Here is a 16,317-nt window from a genome sequence, read left to right as displayed (position 1 = left end):
AAAGTAGCAATCGTTGCCTGCATGAGAAAGATGGTTGTGATACTCAATTCAATGCTAAGAGATGGTGTTATGTGGGATAAGGATAGCGCCAAAAATTAACTATTGACGCCATAGTCTCTTGTTAGCTCACATAATGCCGCAAAGCTTCCATACCCGAGCAGTCGTTCCACTGCCCAGATTTCGAAGAGGGGTGATACTCATAAAACACACTAAAACTAAATCCTTTCCAATCAACGTCAGTTGCTTTACGCAACTTACCTTGTATTTTCGTTACTTCTTCAAAAAAACATTGTGCGATCACCCCGCAAACCACTACTTTAGCTTTCTGGGACATTTGTATACTTGCATGAAGTCGCAATTCAAAACTATTTAAGGCGTTTAAACCAATCTCGCTACGTAGGATTTCTTTTATTTGATTTTTCTGACGTTGAACCGAAGGATCGAAAATGGATTGGATACGAAGAAAATCAACTAGTTTTGGAGGTAATTGCTCACCTACATAACACGAACTTTGTAGAGGAATCCGAGAGCAATTAAGTATAGAGAGCCGGATTGGAAGTATAGCTCTCTTTTTAACTAGCTCACCAAGTGGCTGTTCTTTGTTAAATAAGACCTTGCTCATATTCAAACCAGTTTCTCCTGCAGCAGGATATCCAGCTTTGATCTCTTGAGTATGGGGGGACTCTAAAATGAAAATCGCATCACTATTCTGGTGGGATAAATCTTCAATTTGAAATTTCTTTAAATTCAAATGTAATACCTACTTTTTGTGAGCTAACACCCTGTTAAGGGATGAGCAACGTAATTTCCAAGCCGCAGCATACCACCTTAAACACTAAAACCAACGCATAGTAAAAATGCCACGCGTTGTGAATCACTCTTAAATAGTTTGTTAGCTGAACTTTAGCTACGTGCTTGACTAAAACTTAGCCAGTGGGATACTAGACTAAAAATTTCAACTAAGTTTCAGTATGTTAGATAAGAATTTATTTCTCAATCCAATGTTTATTATTAGTGCTAGCATTTCACTTGGTTCTGCCTTAGGTATCCAAACATTCTCTGATATCGACTCTGGCAACGTTGGAAAATTTACGTTTGAGCTAACGCTATACATTACAACTATCACCACAGGAATTGCTGGGAGCATAGCATGTATAACAAATCTCGCTCCAATAAGCTCAATTGCGGAAAAAATTATGATAAGCAGTTTGAAGGCGTTTCTTGGCAGTGTATTTAGCATGATCGCAACAGCTTTTGGTCTACTAATTTACGCATTTTATAGTCAATCATGGGAATCCATAAAAATCGGGAGCATAATCATTTTGTATATGGTAGTAGTATTTGCGATCCCACCAATCTTGTGGGTTAAAACGACAAAAGAATTTGCAAAAGAATATGCTAACAATTGGTATCACAAGCCAAAATGGAAAATTGCACGCCTAACTCTTTACTCAGGTATAATCCTATTAGGTTTTATGGGAGTTCACGGCATGTTTGTAGTTAGCTAACGCCCAATTAAGGTGTGAAGCACGCGACCACGACACTTAAATAGACCACCGTAAACACAAAATTCACCCCAAACTAAAAATGCCAAGCGTGTTGAATCAATCTTAAATTGTTTGTTATATTTTTGTATACACCCAGTACATAGTTAGGACCAAAAAGGCATAAGCGAGATAGAAGAATGGACTGGTTTTAAAGTCATACAGAAAGCTGAAATACTTACGTGTTAGTTTGATTGATATGTTCCAAAAGCATTTATCTGATTCACTTAGATCTGAATTATAAACTTGTTTTCTAACCTTATGTAACTCCCACATAAAAACTTTCCTTTTGCCATCTTTACTAGGAAAAGCATTAATAGTGAAAATAATAAACGTGATGATAATTGCTATTATCGAATATGGAAACTCAACACTCCAACAACCTAAAGTGGCTAGGAAAAGCCATATGCCTTGATCATTGATGTTTTTACGATAGCCTTTGTAGTCCTTAACTATCACATCAATTTCATTTGAGATCCTCTCATTTAGATCAACTTTCATCCATTACTCCAAAAAAATATAACAGCTATTAGACAGAAAGTTTCTATATTAAAATGCAGAATTTTTCTATCTAGTTCCACGTTGCTTCAACTTTACTGGAAATGTTCATTTAAAAACATAGGGTTATCAACACTCATAAGATATTAAACTCGAAAATATAGAATTAATCTGTATAGATTAACTAGGAAACTAGTAGGCAGGCTTTCAACTAGAGACGGGTAAGCCTTGAAATGACAAACATACCTTAGCAAGGTATCTATGAATTATCGATCTAACGCGAAAAGGAGGAAGAATTGTACTCTCCATAGCAGTAAATTCGGTATTGGAAACCGTGTTTCAAGTTGACCTAATAAATGTCCGGAAGTGGCGCAGAGTTGCCGACTTTAATAGCTAAATTTCTACTACGTTCTACATCTGATGGTGATAGAATCCCCGCATCAGAATTATCGAGACACCCTATGTTTATCCATCATTTTAACGGCATCGACTGGCTGGTGATTACAGCTTTTGAAGAACTGAAACCTATGTTTATCGAAGACGCCGGTGCTATCCCCTCTTGCTTCTCTGCCACCAGCGAATTAAGCCTGATTGACCAAGCCAAACGCACTTATGGATATTTGCCTACACTCGACGGCATAATCACCGATACAGGCACATTTCAAAGCAAGCACAACGAAGAAGATTTGAATCCACAGCTTGCCTGTCTAGTTGAAGGGCGTGGCCGGATATTTATCTATCACGGTAGCTTTGTCGCTTTTGTGGATGACGAGCAAACTTTCATTACCCGATTGGACTAAAAATCATTCAGTCAATTGAAGCCAGCGAATGAGAGGCTAGCTCAGCAGCGAGCATCCAGCAGCATCAATTGATCGTTTTCTTTAACCAAGTAGATGTGCTGAATGTAGCTTGCTAGTTCGTGCTGCCTCTTATTCGAATTGCTAAACGGTGTACATGACCGTCGCTTCACCATCGACTGCAACTTTACCATCGGCGTCCAATACTTGAGTCGATATTACGGCGATGGGTTTATCTTCACGCACACTGGTCACTTCTACTTTAGCGGTGACAGTTTCGCCAACAAAAAGAGGGCGAACAAACTTCAGAGACTGCCCTAAGTAGATACTACCTGCACCAGGCACTTTTGAGGCCAACAACCCAGAGATAAGGCTTGAGGCCAACATGCCATGTACGATTGGACGTTCAAATTGCGTGGTTTTGGCAAACTCTTCATCTAAATGGATTGGGTTGTAGTCTTCCGAGACGCCCGCAAACGCTTCTACGGTTTGTTTATCTAGGGCCTTTTCTATGATGGCAGTTTGACCGATTTCTGGCTTCATTATACGGATTCCTTTTCCATTTCTGTTTCTTGTGCGATGACATCTTGAATACGCTGTTTCACGTATTCACCAGGTGCATTCAATTCTCCCTCAAGTTCGCGAGCTTCAATCATTTCTGAGAAATTGCGCTCATCAACCCAAGTTTGCCAATGCGACCACCATGAGCCTTGGTGCTTGTCGGCACTTGCGAGCCATTGAGACGGCGCTTGGTCGTTATTGTCATTGGTCCAGAACCCATACTTGTTTGAATCCGCGTGGTTCATCGGCCCCGCAATATGTCCACTTTCGGTGAGTACAAACTTGTTGTCTCCGCCAAGCAGTTTTGTGCCTTCAAAGTTGCCATCCCACAGGGCGATATGGTCATCAATTGCAGAGAGGAAATAGGCTGGCGATTTGATCTTGCCTAGATCAATGGCTACACCATCAATCACCAACTCGCCTTTGGCTAATCGATTTTCAAGATAACATTGACGCAGTAGTTGATTATGGGTTGCTGCCGTCACATTGGTGTTGTCACAGTTCCAATAGAGCAGGTCAAACGCCATTGGGCTTTCACCTTTTAAATAGTTGGAGATGTAGTAATTCCAATAAAGGCTGTTTTCACGAAGCAGACTGAACGACACCGCCATTTGGCGACCGTCCATGTAACCGCGTTGGTTGTTTTGTGCTTCGATGCTGCTGATGATGGGATCATTGATGAAGATACCTAGCTCACCAGGCTTCATGAAGTCGAGGATTGTGGTCAATAAAGTGACCGACTTAATACGCTGTTTACGGCGCTTGCCAGACAGGTACGCCATGGCCGCGACTAAGGTAGTACCGCCAATGCAGTAGCCAATGCCATTAACTTCTCGTTCACCGGTGACACTTTCAATCGCATCAAGCGCAGGTAGCACCCCTTGCGTCACGTAACTTCCAAAGTCGACATCTCGCATTTGAGCGTTAGGGTTCACCCAGGAGATCATAAACACGGTGTGACCTTGGCTGACCAACCATTTCACGTAAGAGGTCTCTGGGTTTACATCCATGATGTAATACTTGTTCACGAACGGCGGTACGATAAGTGTCGGGCGTTTGTAGACTTGCTTTGTGGTTGGCTTGTATTGAATCAGCTCGAACATCTCATTTTGGAAGACGATTTTGCCGGGTGTTGAAGCGATGTTCTCACCTAAAGTGAACTGACTTTTATCCGTCATTCGAATATTGAGTGTATCTGCACTTTGCTCTAAGTCCTGACGGAATTGCTTCATACCTTGGATCAGGTTTTCACCGTTGCTGTCCATCGTCAATTTTAGTATCTCAGGATTGGTCGCGACAAAATTGCTTGGCGACATGGCATTAAGATACTGACGAGTGAAAAATGAGAGACGAGTTTTGGTATCGTCGTCCAGCCCTTCACTGTTTTCAACCGATTGCTGAATGTTGTCACAGGCGAGTTTGTAGCTCTCTTTGATATATCGATACAGTGGCGTTTCGTTCCAAGAAGGATCGCGGAAACGACGGTCAGTCTCTTTGGATTGTTCTTGAGTGCCGAGGATACAATCGTTGAGTAGATTGACTTGCTGTGCCCACCAATTCATCTGTTGCTCGACCATATTGGTTGGGTTCTGCACCATTGAGTCCGCCCACTTCGTAAAATCTTCTTGTTGAGTTTTCATCAATGTGGATTGCGTTGGCTGACCTAAATTGTCCATCCATGCTTGCCCGTATTGGGACATAAGATTCATCATACCTTCAAAGGGCGATTTATTTTCCATTCTGACATCCTTGTAAGAAGTGATGCTGAGAGATGGCGGTGCTCGGAGTCATGCGCCGCCAACGTTAGACAAACAGTAAATTAGGCACTTTGTGCGGTTTTCACCGCAGAAGCCGTAAGTTCATCTGCCGCAGATTTAAATTCTTGACCAAGTTGGGTCAGCTTTTGGCTATCTTCCAGTAACTGTTGTGAAAGCTTACTTGCCACTTCCATCTGTTTTGAGCCGTAAGCAGGGATGTCTTGTGGCTGCTTTAATGACGCCAAGCTTTGCAAAGATTCATTGCCTAGCGCGCTATACGCTTGCAGGCTTTCAAGCTGGATTGTGGTGAGTGTCTCGATGTTTTTGGTCACTAACTGGTTGAAGTTGTAGAACGGGTTGGTTACAGATTCTAGCTGTGATGTAAAGGCTTTAAATGTTTCCTGAGTAGACATAGTTTCATTCCTTGTACTAAGAGGATCGGGGATGTGAATGTTCACTTCCAATGCAAATTTGATTTTGAAATGTTGCGCAACAGTTAACATATTGATCAAGTTCTAAACGAAAGTCATCCCGTTAAATTCATGGAAAACCGCCCCATAAATCGACCGATTCAAACATTTGTTTGAATTTCTTGTTTGAATGTTCAAACCCCTAGATAGCTCAGCGGGTTTAAGGCGAACAAGATATGAGTCGCGTTTAATACGGTTTGCACAATTCAGGAAGTGAATTAGAAGAAGTGTGAACTCAATCACTTTAGAGTATTCGGCTAACTTTGATTACGGAAGGCGGAATGAGTTTTGTGGGGCGAAGTATCGTTGCCCTGCGAGAAGAGCTGAGTTGCAAACAGTAAAATAAAGTTAGTCTTTCTTCTATGCAAACATCTCAAGCACCTTGTCGACGGCAGTATGGTCAATGTGGTTGTCCTGAGGCAACATAATCTTTCCTTTTATGGTAGATCGCCTCACCCAACCAGCTTTAAGAAGTTACGTTTACTATACAGCCGTAAAAACACTATAAGAGAGCGTCACTTCAAATGCCCTATTTCAATTAAGTGTGGCTGGGCGCAATGAGTCTTTCCCCTATTCCAGCAAATCAAGTCATAAAAAAGCCCCTAGCAATGCTAGAGGCTCAATTTGATATTTGGACTCGATTAAAGGTACTAGTCGTCTAACAAGAATTGAATGGCTAGGCCGTAACCTTTAGTCCCCATACCAATCACAGTGCCTGCAGCGACAGGCGAGATGTAAGAGTGATGGCGAAATGCTTCACGCGCATGAACATTTGAGATATGCACCTCAACAACAGGGACATCAACTCCTTTGATTGCATCATGCAGCGCAATTGATGTATGTGTGTAAGCACCTGGGTTGAACACAACACCAACACACTCACCGGCTGTAAATTCACGCCCTGCTTTATGCACAGCATCAATCAGCTGACCTTCGGTGTTGCTTTGGAAACACTCGACTTCACAATCGTATTTCGCTGCCAGTTTACGGCAGTTTTCTTCTACGTCCGCCAGTGTTTCATGACCATATTGCTGAGGCTCACGAGTTCCTAATAGGTTTAGGTTTGGTCCATTCAACACTAATAACTTCTTCATTTATTTTCCTTACTTCTATCCTTAGACGGGATTAGCATATTGATTTTGACGAAATTGAGACAGCTCTTGAGGTGTCAATTCACGATCAGTAAACAGTTGGAACGCATCCACTGCTTGATGAAAAAACAACTCAAAGCCAGTTAAAACAGCGAGGTTCGCCCCCAACGCCGCTTTAATAAATTCAGTTTCGATTGGGGTATATACAGCATCAAATACCCACTTCTGGTTCTCTATCCAATCACTTGAGATTGGTATACCTGGTGTCTTGTAGTGCCCAATTGGAGTGCAGTTAAGAAGCCCATCCGCCTCTCTAACACTTTGCTCTAATGTCGCTTCGGTGAGACAAGTTACCTTAACATCTCTTTTTTCCAAGAGCTTGGCAAGCCCACACATTTTTTCTGTATCGCGATCATATAATGCGATTTGTTCAGCCTCTAATTCGGTTAATGCCGCTGCAATAGCTTTACCAACGCCTCCACAACCAATGAGCACGGTTTTACCCGGTTTGTGATGTCGAAAAAGTTTGTAGGCATTGATGAAGCCAGAAAAATCGGTGTTGTAAGCAAACGTACCTTCAGGGCGAAAAACCAATGTATTCGACGCTTCGACAATTTTCGCCGATGCATCCAAAAAGTCGGCGACTTGAATCGCCATTTCCTTATATGGATAAGTCACATTAGTAGCGTGAATATTGCCACTCTCCATTTTCGAAGAATGTATTTTAAAATCATCCAGCTTGCCCGTTTCCAATGGGCTCAATTGATAACTGAGTTCAATGTTAAGTTGCTCTGCTAATAAGTTATGAAACTCAGGTGACTTGGATTTATCTATATTGGCACCAATAAGTCGACAATTAATCATTTCACTTCACCTTCTTTGGATTTCATTTAACGCTAACAGATTCGAGTTATTTCAAGCCAATCACTTTTATTCAACACCCATTCATTTTTTATTTTCGATGGCTCCAACCTATGTGGAATATCGCTTTTAAGCTGAAATTGATGTAGCTCTCTATCTCAAAATCTTATACCTACAAAATAAATTGAAATAGTCGAGAAGAAGGCTTGGTCGTTATAGTTGTTCACAACAAAAACAACAAAGGACTGCCGAGATGATTATCGACTGCCATGGACACTACACAACCACACCACCTCAAGTGGGCGACTACCGTGAAAGCCAAAAAGCGGCTCTAGCTGAAAATCCAAACCACATAGGTAGCAAAGGTTCTATTCATATTACAGACGATGAGATTCGCGAAAGCATTGTTAATAACCAGCTTCGCCTGCAAAAAGAGCGTGGGACTGACTTAACCATCTTTTCGCCCCGCGCAAGCTGGATGGGACACCACATTGGTAATGAACACACTAGCCGTTTTTGGACAGAGCACCAAAATGACTTGATCCGCCGCGTATGTGACCTATTCCCTCAAAACTTTGCACCTGTTGCTCAGCTTCCACAATCACCAGGTGTAACGCCTTCTAAATCGATATCTGAATTGGTTCGCTGTGTTGAAGAAATGGATTTCATCGGCTGTAACTTGAACCCAGATACAACTGGTGGCTTTTGGAAGGATGCTTCTTTAGGTGATCGCGCTTTTTACCCACTTTATGAAAAACTGGTTGAACTCGATGTCCCTGCGATGATTCATGTGAGTGGCTCTTGCAACTCATGTCTACACACTACAACGTCATACTACTTAGGCGCAGACACGACAGCGTTCCAACAGCTGATGACCTCTAATGTATTCAAAGATTTCCCTGAACTCAAAATCATCATCCCACACGGTGGTGGCGCAGTTCCTTATCACTGGGGTCGTTTCCGCGGTATCGCACAAGACATGGGCCTACCACCGCTTGAAGAAACGGTATTAAACAATCTCTACTTTGATACCTGTGTTTATCACCAAAAAGGCATCGACCTGCTACTCGATATTTTGCCAGCGAAAAACATTCTGTTCGCTTCAGAAATGATTGGGGCGGTTCGCGGTATTGACCCAGAAACAGGTCACTACTTCGACGATACTAAACGCTACATTGATGCAAGTGACAAAGTAACAGCAGAAGAGAAATCTATGATTTTTGAAGGCAATGCTCGCCGAGTGTTCAGCCGCCTAAAAACCGCTTAACCCCATTCGCCCATCTCGCTGATGGGCACTTCAAACAAACTTTCTCTAAAGAAAAACAAAGTAAAAGAATAGAGTAAAAGGAATTCATCATGAGTCAGAACGTCGTTGTTCAGCACATCCAACGTGCCGACAAAGCAATTATTGAAGGCCTGCGCAAGTGTGGCGTAGCTACTATCCACGAATCTCAAGGTCGCCGTGGTCTTTTAGCCGAGTACATGCGCCCTATTTTTCAAGGCGACGCGGTCGCGGGCTCTGCTCTAACTATATCTGGTGCCGCTGGTGACAACTGGATGATGCATGTTGCCATCGAGCAAGCAAAAGCTGGAGACTTCTTAGTCTTTGCCCCAACTTCTCCTTCCAACCACGGTTTCTTCGGTGACTTGCTAGCCACATCTGCACAAGCTCGTGGGGTTGTGGGGTTGATAATCGAAGGCGGCGTTCGTGATACCCGTGACCTACGTGAAATGAACTTCCCTGTGTGGTCAAAAGCGGTGTTTAGCCAAGGCACTATCAAAGAGACGCTAGGCTCAGTCAATGTTGCGATGACCTGTGCTGAAGAGATTGTTAACCCAGGTGACATCATAGTTGCCGACGAAGACGGTGTAGTTGTGGTTCGTCGTGAAGAGGCGGAGCAAGTGTTACATGCTTCACTAGAACGTATGGAACGTGAAGAAGCGAAACGCGTTCGCCTTGCTAACGGTGAGCTTGGACTAGACATCTATAACATGCGTGGCCGATTAGAAGAAAAAGGCCTCAAATATGTCTAATCAAGCACCATGCATGTGGATGAGGGCTGGCACTTCAAAAGGTGCCTACTTTCTGAAAGATGATTTACCTATAAAGTCTTCTGAACGTGATGAATTTTTGCTGTCGGTCATGGGCTCGCCAGATGAACGCCAGATCGATGGTATAGGAGGAGCGGATCCTCTTACCTCAAAAGTCGCGATTGTTGAGCCATCAAGCCGACCTGACGTTGACATCGACTACCTGTTTCTACAAGTGTTCGTTGATCAAGCACTGGTCAGCGGTAAACAAAACTGTGGAAACATTCTTGCTGGTGTCGCACCTTTTGCTATTGAGCGCGGATTAGTGGAGGCACAGGAAAAAACGACTTCGGTGCGTATCTTCATGGAGAACACGCAACAAATCGCCACAGTAGAAGTTCAAACTCCAAACAAACAAGTGACCTATTCCGGTGACTGCCAAATCGATGGTGTGCCCGCTTCATCGGCACCTATTGCAGTCACATTTGAAGACACCGCCGGTTCAACATGTGGTGCTCTGCTGCCCTCTGGTAGAGTTATTGATACAATTGACGGTATCGATGTCACTTTAATTGATAACGGAATGCCTGTTGTTGTGATGCGTGCGAAAGATCTCGGCATTACAGGTGACGAATCACGTGAACAACTCGACAATAACCAAGCATTAAAACAACGGCTAGAGTCAATACGAATTCAAGCTGGTCCATTAATGAACCTTGGTGATGTTTCTGAGCTCTCTGTCCCTAAGATGTCTTTGGTCAGTGAACCTCAATATGGCGGCGCTATCTCGACTCGTACATTCATCCCTCATCGCTGTCACGCCTCTATTGGCGTGCTAGGCGCAGTGAGTGTCGCGAGTACGTGCATGCTCGACGAGGCGCCAGCCAAACAACTTGCTCAAATCACCTCATCAAACCCAAACAATGACGATCCATCAAGCCGTAAAATTGCGGTTGATGTTGAGCACCCAATTGGAAAAATGAGTGTGGTTTTAGATATCGAAAATAACCAAGTTCAATCAGCTGCCATTCTTCGCACTGCGCGAAAACTGTTTGATGGCACAGTGTTTGGACACCAGTAACGACAAGGAAGAATGATGGACGCTGATTACCTACCGTTTCACCCAAACCCAAGCAAACCTAAGTTTGTTGCTCCTGCTGGCGCTGTGGACGCTCACTGCCATGTATTTGGCCCTGCGGCTAAGTTTCCTTACTCACCAAAGCGTAAATACACGCCTTGTGACGCCTCGAAGGAACAGCTATTTGCACTTCGCGATTACCTTGGCTTTAGCCGTAATGTGATTGTGCAGGCTTCTTGTCACAGTACCGATAACTCGGCATTACTAGACGCTTTAAAAAGCGCTGGCGAGCTGGCCCGTGGCGTTGCATTTGTTGATGAAACCGTTACCGATGAAGAGCTCCAAACCATGGACGCAGCGGGCGTTCGAGGTATTCGCTTTAACTTTGTAAAACGCTTAGTCGATACCACACCAAAAGATGTATTGAAGAAGATTGCCGATCGCGTTCGTTCAATGGGCTGGCATATTGTGGTCTATTTTGAATCACAAGACATCGATGACATCGCCCCTTTCCTCGACGAGCTAGATATGACCGTGGTGGTTGACCATATGGGTCGTCCAGACATAGCTCAAGGTGTCGAAGGTGAAGCCTTTGCAAAGTTCCTTCGCTTGATGGAAAACAACCCTAACATCTGGACTAAAGTAAGTTGCCCAGAGCGTTTAACGCTAACTCCACCGAACTACAACGACGTTGTCCCTTTTGCCAAAACCTTAGTGGAAAAATTCCCAACTCGTGTGCTTTGGGGCACAGACTGGCCACATCCAAACATGAAATCACACACGCCAGATGATGGTCATCTAGTTGATGTGATCCCACAAATTGCGGAGACCGAAGCTCTTCAACAAGCGCTACTTGTCACCAACCCGATGAACCTTTACTGGCCGGAGAGTAAGTAACCACGATGACCTATTTAAAGAAGAAAGGAAATATCCCAGGCACCGTTATGTTTGACGGTGAGATGGCAGCCAAAGGCTATGGCTTGAATAAGATGTGTTACACGCTGAATGGTCAAGCTGGTCGTGATGAATTCAAAGCCGATGAGCAAGCCTACTGTGACAAGTTCGGCTTGACCGACGCACAGAAAAAAGCAATTGCAGAACGTGATGTGTTAGCACTGCTTAACGAAGGCGGCAGTATTTACTACCTAGCAAAGTTTGTCGGAATGCTTGGATTAAACATGCAAGACATCGGTGCAATGCAAACAGGTATGAGCGTAGAGGAATTCAAACAAATGTTGGTTGAGGCAGGGAAATAATCATGGCTAAAGTTATTGGTGGTATCAGCACTTCACACATCCCTTCTATCGGCAAAGCGATTGAGAATAACCTTCAAGAAACTGAATATTGGCAACCGTTCTTCAAGAACTTCCCTGGTATTCACGCTTGGTTAGAACAAGAACAACCAGACGTTGCCGTTGTTTTTTACAACGACCACGGCCTAGAGTTCTTTCTAGACAAGAAACCAACATTCGCCATTGGCGCTGCAGCGAGTTACATGAACGCTGACGAAGGTTGGGGAATCCCGACTATCCCTGCCATTCCTGGAGACCCTGAGTTTTCATGGCACATCTGTAACCACTTAGTAGAAAGTGAATTCGACATCACTATCTGCCAAGAAATGAAGGTCGACCATGGCCTAACGGTGCCAATGCAGCTGATGTGGCCAAACAACAACTATTCACACATGAAAGTCATTCCAGTGTGCTTGAACGTAGAACAACACCCAATGCCATCACCAAAACGTTGTTACAACCTAGGCAAAGCTATTGGTGAAGCGATCGACTCTTACGACAAAGATCTTAAAGTTGTGGTGCTGGGTACTGGCGGCCTATCCCACCAGCTAGATGGCGAGCGCGCTGGCTACATCAATAAAGAGTTTGACCTGTACTGCATGGAGAAGCTGATCAGCGCCCCTGAAGAACTAACTAAACTAACAATTCACGACCTTGTCGCTAATGCTGGCGCTCAAGGACCAGAATTCATCATGTGGATGGGTATGCGTGGTGCGCTGAATGGTGAACTGAACGTCCTACAAAGTGATTACCATGCTCCGATATCGAACACAGGTGCCGGCACCATGTTGATTGAGAACAAGTAACGGCATTTAATAATTTAATTGCTGTTGAGTTAAGTCATTAATGTCGTTTTTATGCGTAATAAAAAGCCTGTTGTTTTCAACAGGCTTTTAGCATTTTAGCCTCTATATTCCACGTGTTTCAGGCACTTCTCCCTTTGTACATCAATCACAATGAAACACCCCAAACGCCCGTTGCGTTCAAAGTTTATACAGAGGTATAGTGATGTTAAATCACTCAAAAGACCTACAGCAACTCTCGCTATTGGTTAATAAAGATATATACAAGGATGTTATATGACGATTGAAATGTGGCTAGCGTTTGTCGCCGCCTCCCTAGTGCTTACCGCAACACCCGGCCCCAGTATTTTCTTAGGGGTGATTCACTCTTTAAACTATGGCGTGAAGCGAACCGTATACACAGCGCTGGGCGATATTAGTGCGAACTTTATTCAAATGATCCTCGTCGCAATTGGCCTTGGCGTTATTATTGCCAGCTCTGAAGCAGCATTTAATGTGATTAAATGGATAGGAGCACTGACACTGTTATACATGGGGATTTCAATGCTAAGGAATTCCAACCGCTCTGAAGACGAGCAAGAAGCTCTGCCCAAGGTATCGAACTCTAAACTGTTCACGTCTGGTTTCATGGTAGCAGCTGGAAACCCTAAAGCGATTGTATTTTTTAGTGCGTTTTTTCCTCAATTTATCGATACCGCTCAGCCTATTGTCCCGCAATTAATGATCATGTGCCCAACAATGGCATTGCTCGATTTCGCAATGGTAATGCTGTATGCCTTTTCAGCAAGTAAAGTCTTAAAGGCAGGTAAGAAACGTTTGTCCATTGTTAATAAAGTAAGCGGCGGTATTTTGATTGGAGCATCAGGCGCGCTCGCCATTAGCAACCGATAACTACGTACTTAGGGTCAAGATACCCTAGTGAAATTCATCTTCAATAGATCCAAAAAAACGCCTTAGCGGATAGCTCCTCTAAGGCGTTTTTATTAAAGATTACGACTAACAATAATAGTCGCTCTACTGGCTTTCTATTTAAACTCCAGCATCCCTTCGGTCAGAATGAAATCGATGATGGTGTCTAACCCTTTACTTTCTTTTAAGTTAGTGAAAACAAACGGCTTGGTTGGGCGCATTCTTTGCGTATCTTGCTCCATCACTTCCAATGAGGCACCAACATAAGGCGCTAAATCGATTTTATTGATGACCAGTAAATCTGAGCGAGTAATGCCTGGGCCACCTTTTCTCGGGATTTTTTCACCTTCCGCAACATCAATAACGTAGATGGTTAGGTCTGCCAGTTCTGGGCTAAAAGTGGCACTTAAGTTATCCCCTCCACTTTCAACGAATACCACATCTAAGTTTTTGTGGAGTTTTGCCAACTCTTCGACTGCAGCTAAGTTCATCGATGCGTCTTCTCGAATCGCGGTATGAGGGCAACCTCCCGTTTCAACGCCAATGATTCTATCTGGCTCTAACGCTTCAGCGCGAGTCAGTATTTTCGCATCCTCTTGCGTATAAATATCGTTGGTCACGACCGCAATATTCAATTTATCGCGAATGGCTTTACACAATACTTCTAACAATGCGGTTTTACCTGATCCTACTGGACCACCTATGCCGATACGTAGTGGTTGTTTATAACTGTCCATAGTTTCTTCTCTTACGATCTAAATAATCGGGTGTATTGAGTTTCATGTCGGCTACTAGCAATAGCAATCGAGGGAGTAAAGCTGCCGATTTCATCATCAGTGATGGATTGTGCTGCATCTATCGCTTGAGGGAAGTGATTAGAAAGTTGGATAAGAGCCAACTGTCCGGAGGTTTGTCCAAGAGGGACTAGTTTAACGCCTGCCATTACCAGCCCTTCCGCCCAACTCCATAAATACCCTTGCTCTAATTCCCTCGGTTCTATTCCCCATTCATGGGCAGCAATACAAAAGCCCAACAGAGAGTTGGCTTTATGTTCATCACTGCTTTCGATGTTTGCCAGTAGTGACTTGGATTCAAAGTTAAGTTGTTTGAGTAAGGTATACAGTGCTTTACCTCGCTGAAGCTCTTCAGCTCGCAGCTCTTTGGTTTCTCGACACGAATACAAATAATCAGACCAGTAATGAATCGCTGCGATATCGTTCCTCGCTACTGCTGTATATAAACGTTTCATTACTGGCAGTTCTAATGTCACTACACTGTAATTGAGCATCATCGTTAGCCAATCAACCATAGAAACTTGGTCGTTAACCCACTCTGCTTCCACCGCCCATTCTAAGCCTTGCGAATACGTGAACCCACCAATTGGCAACGAAGGGCTGATCAGTTGGAAAAGTCGAAAGCTTGATACCGATGTTGGTGAGTTATGAGCGACATGCTCTTGTAATACAGTGTTCATCATCTACGCCTACGTTACATTAACGCTAACGCAGCTGAAGTCGATACAACACCAATTGCCGCCCATTTGTGCGTCATTAAACTACTCACCTTTCGGCCTAGCATCATTAGCGCTGCAGCGGATATCAACATGCCAAAAGTAAACTGAATAATGGAACCTTGAGCTTCCACACCGTGTGCAAAGCCATGGAAGAAAATGAGACTAACAGCCGCAGCCACTAACAATGTAGATAGCGATTCACGCGCCGAAAACACATTCCAAATCCCGAGTGCGACAACAAACAGAGAGGCCATAATAAGAGTTTCCAGCCCAGATACAGCACCTAGAATACGACCACCCACTAACCCCATTAACAAGCTAACCAAAGCCGCAATCATAAACTTGAAGCTAAGCGACTTAGAAGCGTGCTTATGGCCCATGAAACCAGCCAACATCCCAAAGCCAATTAAGGCAACTAAATGGTCAAGACCTGTGATTGGGTGAATGATCCCTGAAAAGAATGCGTTAGTTTGTTCCCCATGGTCATGTCCGACATGACTATAACTAGACGCACTAAACAATGTCGCGAAGCCAAATAGAGAAGCTTTAGAACAAGCTGAAACTGACAGTAAGCGTTGTAATTGCATAAACATTTCCTTGTTATTTTCTAATTGTTATTGGTTGATAATTTTTGTAATTCTTAATTTAGTGATGGTGATGATGGCCGCCAGAACTCCCACCATAAGCACCGCCTTCAGGCTCAAATGGCTCGTTTTCGCTAGTCACGTCTGCGCCTAAGCCGGCCACCATTTCATCTAATACATGATCATGCTGGTAGCGAACCCAACCCGCCTCGACTTGCAGTGGTACATGGCGATTACCCAAGTGGTAAGCAACTCGCGTCAGTAATAAGGCACTGTCACAATAGACAGTAGATACCTGCTCAGGCGCCGCTTTTACCTCAATGTACAAACCGCATTTGCTGATCAGTTGTTCACCATGGCGTAGAATATGCCCTCTAGGTAAAAACAATCCCGCGTCTCGCCCATCGTCTAAAATGACTTTAAGGCGGCTCTTTATACGTTTATCGATTGGAAGACTTAAGCTGCCGTCAGGTGTTTTGCCCACACTAGAATCTGCTAGCTCGATTAATTCGATCATCAAAAACTCCT

At 43.8% G+C, this 16,317-nt stretch carries 20 protein-coding genes and 1 pseudogene; 10 read left to right on the top strand and 11 right to left on the bottom strand.

Translation table 11 applies throughout. The annotated features are described in order from the left end of the window. Positions 1-99, top strand: a pseudogene (locus tag ELZ11_RS22940) (IS110 family transposase); the annotation flags it as partial. Positions 100-121: 22 nt separating this feature from the next. On the opposite strand, the gene ELZ11_RS22935 reads toward ELZ11_RS22940, so the two are convergent. Next, positions 122-751, bottom strand: coding sequence for a hypothetical protein (locus tag ELZ11_RS22935; protein WP_137359704.1), 630 nt, complete (start codon positions 749-751; stop codon positions 122-124). A 220-nt stretch (positions 752-971) separates the two neighbouring features. On the opposite strand from ELZ11_RS22935, the gene ELZ11_RS22925 reads away from it, so the two are divergent. Next, on the top strand, positions 972-1,508 hold the full coding sequence (locus ELZ11_RS22925) for a hypothetical protein (RefSeq protein WP_137359702.1): 537 nt from the start codon (positions 972-974) through the stop codon (positions 1,506-1,508). Between the two features lie 114 nt (positions 1,509-1,622). On the opposite strand, the gene ELZ11_RS22920 is transcribed toward ELZ11_RS22925, so the two are convergent. Beyond that, the gene (locus tag ELZ11_RS22920) at positions 1,623-2,045 is read right to left on the bottom strand and encodes a hypothetical protein (protein ID WP_137359701.1); all 423 of its coding nucleotides are present in this window, start codon (positions 2,043-2,045) and stop codon (positions 1,623-1,625) included. A gap of 458 nt (positions 2,046-2,503) precedes the next feature. Between ELZ11_RS22920 and ELZ11_RS22915 the strand changes: the two genes are divergently transcribed. Continuing rightward, positions 2,504-2,842, top strand: a complete 339-nt coding sequence (locus ELZ11_RS22915) for a cytosolic protein (protein WP_137359700.1) — start codon at positions 2,504-2,506, stop codon at positions 2,840-2,842. 141 nt (positions 2,843-2,983) lie between these two features. Here ELZ11_RS22915 and ELZ11_RS22910 read toward each other — a convergent pair whose 3' ends face one another. The 5 genes from ELZ11_RS22910 to ELZ11_RS22890 all read right to left on the bottom strand — a co-directional run bounded on the left by ELZ11_RS22910 (position 2,984) and on the right by ELZ11_RS22890 (position 7,582). Then, positions 2,984-3,382: a MaoC family dehydratase gene (locus ELZ11_RS22910; RefSeq protein ID WP_137359699.1), complete on the bottom strand. Its 399-nt coding sequence runs from the start codon at positions 3,380-3,382 to the stop codon at positions 2,984-2,986. Continuing rightward, positions 3,382-5,139 carry a class I poly(R)-hydroxyalkanoic acid synthase gene (gene phaC / locus ELZ11_RS22905; RefSeq protein ID WP_137359698.1) on the bottom strand — a complete coding sequence of 586 codons (1,758 nt, stop codon included), beginning with the start codon at positions 5,137-5,139 and terminating at the stop codon, positions 3,382-3,384. Before phaC ends, ELZ11_RS22910 begins: the two co-directional genes overlap by 1 nt. A gap of 80 nt (positions 5,140-5,219) precedes the next feature. After that, positions 5,220-5,570 (bottom strand): phasin family protein, encoded by a 351-nt coding sequence (locus ELZ11_RS22900; protein WP_137359697.1) that lies wholly within the window; start codon positions 5,568-5,570, stop codon positions 5,220-5,222. 707 nt (positions 5,571-6,277) lie between these two features. Beyond that, positions 6,278-6,721 (bottom strand): type II 3-dehydroquinate dehydratase, encoded by a 444-nt coding sequence (gene aroQ / locus ELZ11_RS22895; RefSeq protein ID WP_050621174.1) that lies wholly within the window; start codon positions 6,719-6,721, stop codon positions 6,278-6,280. 21 nt (positions 6,722-6,742) lie between these two features. After that, positions 6,743-7,582: a shikimate dehydrogenase family protein gene (locus tag ELZ11_RS22890; RefSeq protein WP_244291714.1), complete on the bottom strand. Its 840-nt coding sequence runs from the start codon at positions 7,580-7,582 to the stop codon at positions 6,743-6,745. 250 nt (positions 7,583-7,832) lie between these two features. Here ELZ11_RS22890 and ELZ11_RS22885 point away from each other — a divergent pair, with 250 nt between their 5' ends. From ELZ11_RS22885 to ELZ11_RS22855, 7 genes are all read left to right on the top strand, one after another. After that, positions 7,833-8,846: an amidohydrolase family protein gene (locus ELZ11_RS22885; RefSeq protein WP_137359696.1), complete on the top strand. Its 1,014-nt coding sequence runs from the start codon at positions 7,833-7,835 to the stop codon at positions 8,844-8,846. A gap of 89 nt (positions 8,847-8,935) precedes the next feature. Continuing rightward, positions 8,936-9,613, top strand: a complete 678-nt coding sequence (locus ELZ11_RS22880; protein ID WP_137359695.1) for a 4-carboxy-4-hydroxy-2-oxoadipate aldolase/oxaloacetate decarboxylase — start codon at positions 8,936-8,938, stop codon at positions 9,611-9,613. Beyond that, positions 9,606-10,691, top strand: a complete 1,086-nt coding sequence (locus ELZ11_RS22875) for a 4-oxalomesaconate tautomerase (protein ID WP_137359694.1) — start codon at positions 9,606-9,608, stop codon at positions 10,689-10,691. The genes ELZ11_RS22880 and ELZ11_RS22875 overlap by 8 nt, the downstream gene beginning before the upstream one ends. 15 nt (positions 10,692-10,706) lie before the next feature. Beyond that, positions 10,707-11,585, top strand: coding sequence for an amidohydrolase family protein (locus ELZ11_RS22870; RefSeq protein ID WP_137359693.1), 879 nt, complete (start codon positions 10,707-10,709; stop codon positions 11,583-11,585). Positions 11,586-11,590: 5 nt separating this feature from the next. Beyond that, on the top strand, positions 11,591-11,944 hold the full coding sequence (locus ELZ11_RS22865) for a protocatechuate 4,5-dioxygenase subunit alpha (protein ID WP_137359692.1): 354 nt from the start codon (positions 11,591-11,593) through the stop codon (positions 11,942-11,944). Positions 11,945-11,946: 2 nt separating this feature from the next. Then, positions 11,947-12,786 carry a class III extradiol dioxygenase family protein gene (locus ELZ11_RS22860; protein WP_137359691.1) on the top strand — a complete coding sequence of 280 codons (840 nt, stop codon included), beginning with the start codon at positions 11,947-11,949 and terminating at the stop codon, positions 12,784-12,786. 273 nt (positions 12,787-13,059) lie between these two features. Beyond that, positions 13,060-13,674, top strand: coding sequence for a LysE family translocator (locus ELZ11_RS22855; protein ID WP_137359690.1), 615 nt, complete (start codon positions 13,060-13,062; stop codon positions 13,672-13,674). A gap of 134 nt (positions 13,675-13,808) precedes the next feature. Here ELZ11_RS22855 and ureG read toward each other — a convergent pair whose 3' ends face one another. From ureG to ureE, 4 genes are read right to left on the bottom strand one after another with little or no spacing between them, the layout of a single operon-like run. Beyond that, a complete protein-coding gene (gene ureG / locus ELZ11_RS22850) occupies positions 13,809-14,429 on the bottom strand; it encodes an urease accessory protein UreG (RefSeq protein ID WP_137359689.1) in 621 nt (206 codons plus the stop codon). A gap of 11 nt (positions 14,430-14,440) precedes the next feature. Then, positions 14,441-15,166, bottom strand: coding sequence for an urease accessory protein UreF (locus tag ELZ11_RS22845; RefSeq protein ID WP_137359688.1), 726 nt, complete (start codon positions 15,164-15,166; stop codon positions 14,441-14,443). A 14-nt stretch (positions 15,167-15,180) separates the two neighbouring features. Next, complete coding sequence (locus ELZ11_RS22840; protein ID WP_167494741.1) at positions 15,181-15,792, bottom strand: HupE/UreJ family protein; 612 nt, start codon at positions 15,790-15,792, stop codon at positions 15,181-15,183. A gap of 58 nt (positions 15,793-15,850) precedes the next feature. Then, positions 15,851-16,306, bottom strand: a complete 456-nt coding sequence (ureE, locus tag ELZ11_RS22835; protein ID WP_137359686.1) for an urease accessory protein UreE — start codon at positions 16,304-16,306, stop codon at positions 15,851-15,853. Positions 16,307-16,317: the final 11 nt, after the last annotated feature.

Source organism: Vibrio profundi, from assembly GCF_005281835.1.
Taxonomy (GTDB): Bacteria; Pseudomonadota; Gammaproteobacteria; order Enterobacterales; family Vibrionaceae; genus Vibrio; species Vibrio profundi.
This window is presented reverse-complemented; position numbering and strand designations above follow the sequence as displayed.

Coding starts and splice junctions, on each gene's coding strand:
- ELZ11_RS22925 (WP_137359702.1), top strand. CDS start 972: ATGTTAGATAAGAATTTATTTCTCAATCCAATGTTTATTATTAGTGCT.
- ELZ11_RS22920 (WP_137359701.1), bottom strand. CDS start 2,045: ATGAAAGTTGATCTAAATGAGAGGATCTCAAATGAAATTGATGTGATA.
- ELZ11_RS22915 (WP_137359700.1), top strand. CDS start 2,504: ATGTTTATCCATCATTTTAACGGCATCGACTGGCTGGTGATTACAGCT.
- ELZ11_RS22910 (WP_137359699.1), bottom strand. CDS start 3,382: ATGAAGCCAGAAATCGGTCAAACTGCCATCATAGAAAAGGCCCTAGAT.
- phaC (WP_137359698.1), bottom strand. CDS start 5,139: ATGGAAAATAAATCGCCCTTTGAAGGTATGATGAATCTTATGTCCCAA.
- ELZ11_RS22900 (WP_137359697.1), bottom strand. CDS start 5,570: ATGTCTACTCAGGAAACATTTAAAGCCTTTACATCACAGCTAGAATCT.
- aroQ (WP_050621174.1), bottom strand. CDS start 6,721: ATGAAGAAGTTATTAGTGTTGAATGGACCAAACCTAAACCTATTAGGA.
- ELZ11_RS22890 (WP_244291714.1), bottom strand. CDS start 7,582: ATGATTAATTGTCGACTTATTGGTGCCAATATAGATAAATCCAAGTCA.
- ELZ11_RS22885 (WP_137359696.1), top strand. CDS start 7,833: ATGATTATCGACTGCCATGGACACTACACAACCACACCACCTCAAGTG.
- ELZ11_RS22880 (WP_137359695.1), top strand. CDS start 8,936: ATGAGTCAGAACGTCGTTGTTCAGCACATCCAACGTGCCGACAAAGCA.
- ELZ11_RS22875 (WP_137359694.1), top strand. CDS start 9,606: ATGTCTAATCAAGCACCATGCATGTGGATGAGGGCTGGCACTTCAAAA.
- ELZ11_RS22870 (WP_137359693.1), top strand. CDS start 10,707: ATGGACGCTGATTACCTACCGTTTCACCCAAACCCAAGCAAACCTAAG.
- ELZ11_RS22865 (WP_137359692.1), top strand. CDS start 11,591: ATGACCTATTTAAAGAAGAAAGGAAATATCCCAGGCACCGTTATGTTT.
- ELZ11_RS22860 (WP_137359691.1), top strand. CDS start 11,947: ATGGCTAAAGTTATTGGTGGTATCAGCACTTCACACATCCCTTCTATC.
- ELZ11_RS22855 (WP_137359690.1), top strand. CDS start 13,060: ATGACGATTGAAATGTGGCTAGCGTTTGTCGCCGCCTCCCTAGTGCTT.
- ureG (WP_137359689.1), bottom strand. CDS start 14,429: ATGGACAGTTATAAACAACCACTACGTATCGGCATAGGTGGTCCAGTA.
- ELZ11_RS22845 (WP_137359688.1), bottom strand. CDS start 15,166: ATGAACACTGTATTACAAGAGCATGTCGCTCATAACTCACCAACATCG.
- ELZ11_RS22840 (WP_167494741.1), bottom strand. CDS start 15,792: ATGCAATTACAACGCTTACTGTCAGTTTCAGCTTGTTCTAAAGCTTCT.
- ureE (WP_137359686.1), bottom strand. CDS start 16,306: ATGATCGAATTAATCGAGCTAGCAGATTCTAGTGTGGGCAAAACACCT.